The 4,152-nt window shown below is 38.3% G+C and carries 4 protein-coding genes; all 4 read left to right on the forward strand.

Going from position 1 to position 4,152, the window contains the following annotated elements; translation table 11 throughout:
- Nucleotides 1-248 (forward strand): winged helix-turn-helix domain-containing protein (locus GRP75_RS20245; protein WP_160790188.1); only part of this gene is annotated, 248 nt, incomplete at its 5' end.
- Nucleotides 245-1,231 carry an ATP-binding protein gene (locus GRP75_RS20250; protein WP_160790189.1) on the forward strand — a complete coding sequence of 329 codons (987 nt, stop codon included), beginning with the start codon at nucleotides 245-247 and terminating at the stop codon, nucleotides 1,229-1,231. The genes GRP75_RS20245 and GRP75_RS20250, both read left to right, overlap by 4 nt.
- 101 nt (nucleotides 1,232-1,332) lie before the next feature.
- Nucleotides 1,333-2,112 (forward strand): ABC transporter ATP-binding protein, encoded by a 780-nt coding sequence (locus tag GRP75_RS20255; protein WP_160790190.1) that lies wholly within the window; start codon nucleotides 1,333-1,335, stop codon nucleotides 2,110-2,112.
- On the forward strand, nucleotides 2,078-4,090 hold the full coding sequence (locus tag GRP75_RS20260) for an FtsX-like permease family protein (RefSeq protein WP_160790191.1): 2,013 nt from the start codon (nucleotides 2,078-2,080) through the stop codon (nucleotides 4,088-4,090). The genes GRP75_RS20255 and GRP75_RS20260 overlap by 35 nt, the downstream gene beginning before the upstream one ends.
- Nucleotides 4,091-4,152: the final 62 nt, after the last annotated feature.

A 4,152-nucleotide genomic window follows, 5' to 3' on the forward strand; every position in this document is an offset into this window, starting at 1 on the left:
AGGTAGAAATTAGCCAGAAGGAAGCAGCACTGCTAGAGCTATTGATGACGTATCCTAAGCAGGTTGTGGGTAGAGTTCATCTCTTAGAGGCTTTATGGGATGATCACCAATATGTGGGCGAAAACACACTGAATGTTTATGTCACTCGGGTCCGCAAAAAGCTGAGTGAGCTGGGACTAGGGGATATCATAGAGACGGTTAGAGGGGCTGGCTATCGGCTTCACTTGACTGAGGAGGAAGAACAGTGAAGCTTTTTTGGCGTGACCATTTTTCGCTGGTGATTTTTAATATCATTCAACTTTTTCTTGTGTTAAGTATCTATTGGATGGATGGTTACCGTAACTGGTCGACGGCCCTGTATTCCGTCTTTTTTGGGGCCTCCATATTGCTGGTTTATTTGCTCTTCCGGTATGTCATGTACTCTGGTTTATATCGCATATTATCCACTGCAAACATTAGAGATTTAGATGAGCTTATTCAGATGAAGGTACTTAATCCGTTAGCCTCTTCTTTGCAACATTTGCTTTTACAATATTATCGATTGTATCAGTCCCGAATTCATCAGTTAGAGCATCAGCAGCGCGATCATATTACGTTTATCAATCAGTGGGTTCACCAGATGAAAACTCCTCTTTCTGTTATTCATTTAATCCTTAAAGGAAAAATAGATCCCGAATCGGATCAGATACACGATGAGATTGATCGAATGGGAAAAGGACTGGACATGATTTTGTATATGTCACGATTGGAATCCTTTGAACCTGACTTTCATGTGGAGCCTGTTGTATTACGAAAACTGGTTAGTGATGTGATTTATGATAACAAAAGATTATTGATTCGCAACGAAATTTATCCTTCCAATGAAGTGGACGAGCAGTTGAGTGTGATTACCGATGCCAAGTGGCTAAGATTCATAATTAACCAATTGGTGACCAATGCGGTGAAATACTCTTCAGGTCATGCCCACAGTCTGAAACTAATGTCTGACGTAAGAGAGCATGTCATTGTGTTGGAAGTACAGGATGAGGGGATTGGTATCCCTAAAAAAGATGTAGAACGGGTATTTGAGGCTTATTATACAGGTGAAAATGGGCGGAAGTATCGTGAATCAACCGGGATGGGACTCTATTTGGTGTCTGAAATCTGCAAAAGACTGAATCATGATATTCAACTGAAATCGACAGTTGGTGAAGGGACAACGGTTCAAATCCTGTTTTCAATTCACCAATGAGAAACCTTACAACACATTTAAGGTTTTTGTAATGTTAATCGATCGCTTCACTTGTCTGGATGGATTATGATCATAACATAGAAAAAGGAAAGGAATGAATTATGGAGATTGTACGAATGGATCAAGTCGCCAAAATATATTATGGCAAGGTTCCCTACCGAGCCCTTAACAACATCCATTTAACGATCAAACAAGGTGAGTTTGTTGGTATTATGGGGCCGTCTGGTAGTGGGAAGACCACATTATTAAACATGATTTCGACCATTGATATGCCGACTTCTGGCGAGGTTTGCATTAAAGGTGAAAATCTAAATCAGCTCAAGAAGGATAAGCTGGCTTTATTTCGTCGCAAAGAGCTGGGACTTGTATTTCAGGACTTTAATTTGCTGGAAACCCTCACTTTGGGAGAGAACATACTGTTTCCTCTGATGCTGAATAAAAAAGGATTAAAGGAAATGGAGCTTAAACTGGAAGAGGTAGCGAAGAAACTGGATATTTTTGATGTTTTGGATAAACGGCCTTATGAGGTGTCAGGGGGACAAAAGCAACGGGCAGCCATTGGTAGGGCTATTATTCACTCTCCTTCACTCCTGCTCGCAGATGAACCCACTGGAAATCTCGATTCCAAGTCTTCACGTGTTGTGATGGAAATGCTGGGACTTATCCACCGTGTAGATTATTCCACAATCGTGCTGGTAACACACGGTGCAATGGAAGCTAGTTATTGTGATCGGGTAATTTTTATAAAAGATGGTGAGTTATATAATGAAATCCACCGTAGTCATAGTCAGCAAATATTTTTTCAGGAAATCATAGATATGCTCTCCTTTTTGGGGGGAAGTAGACATGCACATGAGCTTTCGTCTGTTAGCATGGAATAATCTCAAACGCAATGTACGTGCTTATGTACCTTATTATTTAAGCAGTTCATTGATGATTTCGATTTTTTTCGTATATGCGATATTTATTTTTCACCCGGATGTCTCAAATGCAATCACAGCAGCTAATGTAAAAAAAGGATTACAAGTTGCTGATCTGTTGATTTTTGTATTTTCCTTTTTTTTCGTATTATACACAAACCATATCTTTGTTGCTGCACGTAAGAAAGAATTGGGTATACTGACCATTTTAGGGACACATCACAGACAAATTTATTTTTTGGTGGCATATGAAAATCTAATTATAGGTTTTTTATCCTTGGTTACTGGGATTATCGGAGGATTTATTTCAGCGAAATTCTTTCTGCTTTTGGGCTCCAATGTCATAGGAATGTATTTAACGTTTTATTTTCCTTGGAAAGCACTGGCTTTCACAGGAAGTGGCTTTATGTTTTTGTTTATATTGATCTCACTTGTGTCTGTTTTCTTCATACGCCATTTTAAATTACAGCAGCTTTTTAACAAGGTTCCACAGCTCAAAAAGGAATTAAAAGCTTCATGGAGTCTTTCCTTTCTTGCAATAGCGTTAATAGGAGCGGCTGTATATTTAATGAAGCTTGATTTTCCACCATACATTTATCTGGCACCGTATCGTTTAGGGACTCTTTCTTTTTATATATTGCACTATTCGGTTGGAGACACATTTAAATACACAATTGTAATGGGGTTTATTGGTACTTACTTATTTTATACTCAATTATGTGTACTATTCATTCAACTGCTTAGAGCTAACAGGAAATGGTCTTGGAGCGGAACACGTTTGTTATGGTTATCTGAGATCACATACAAAATTAGGAATAATGCTGGGTTATTTTCATTGATTACCTTAATTTCTATCATTTCCTGTGTAGGAGCAGCGTCAACTTTTGACTCCATGCAGCAGCAAAAAAGATTTCTAAGGGAGCAATCTTATTCATTTGCACTTTCTTCTGATGTTGTAAGTTCTAGAGAGCTTGAAAAAGAGATTGACCAAAATCTTTATACGGCTGGGGTGGATTATTCGAAAAGTGAAATACTGATCTTTCCCTTTCGTGAACAGTTCGCACCTGTGATGAAACAATCCAACTATGAAGCTCTTACTTCCAGGTTTAAGGAACTAAAACAGACAGCCGCACTTCGGGATCATCAAGGCTTTTTCATTTTTGATTCTAATGGAATGTCTTTAGAAGAACAGAAAACCTTTTTTGAAAAAAAGCTAACTTACAATCAAGGAAAATCTCAGATTATGAATATTCAGATTATGGATACTCAGAAGATAGACCATAGCACAAAGTTTGTTGAAAACATCATCTCTGAACTAGGAAGGTTACTTGTTGTTTCAGATCGAACTTACGACCATTTAGTTGAACAACGGTACTTCAATGTTCCATTAGCATACAAATCTGTTTATTATTTTGTGCCAAAATGGAAGAATGGTCAACTTTCATTAGAAACTTCTGAAACTCAACAGGAGATATGGTTGTATTCCGTGTTGGCCAACAAGGTGAATAAAGGGGTGCTTAACTCTAGAGCAGTGGATTATTTGACATCGGAGATGGATCTGAATATTAGTGAATTTATTGGCGGATTTATCGCCATTATTATGTTGGCAAGCACAGTAAGTCTGTTGTATTTCAGATTGTATGTAGATCTTCAACGGGATGAGGAAATATACCGAGCTTTATCGAAAATCGGACTAAACTCAAGGGAAATGAGACGAGCTGCATCCAGACAAATTGCTTTCCTATTTCTTCTGCCATTAGTCGTATCATCCGTAGGAGTAGTGCTTTGTTTATTTATGTCAGAACCATCTGGAATAAATGTAGCACCCTTTCATCTTACGCTTATTCAGATTATGCTTTGCTTTTGGGCAATCCAATTCTTTTCCTTTCTTATTGTACGTTTCCTGTACCTTCGTCAATTGGATTTAAAGATGCTGTAAAGAGCGATAAGCCGTGTGTGAAAGAATAGCAGGAGGGCAGGATTATACCTCCCTTCTGGAAT

This window comes from Paenibacillus sp. OT2-17, assembly GCF_009827695.1.
Lineage (GTDB): Bacteria > Bacillota > Bacilli > Paenibacillales > Paenibacillaceae > Paenibacillus > Paenibacillus polymyxa_B.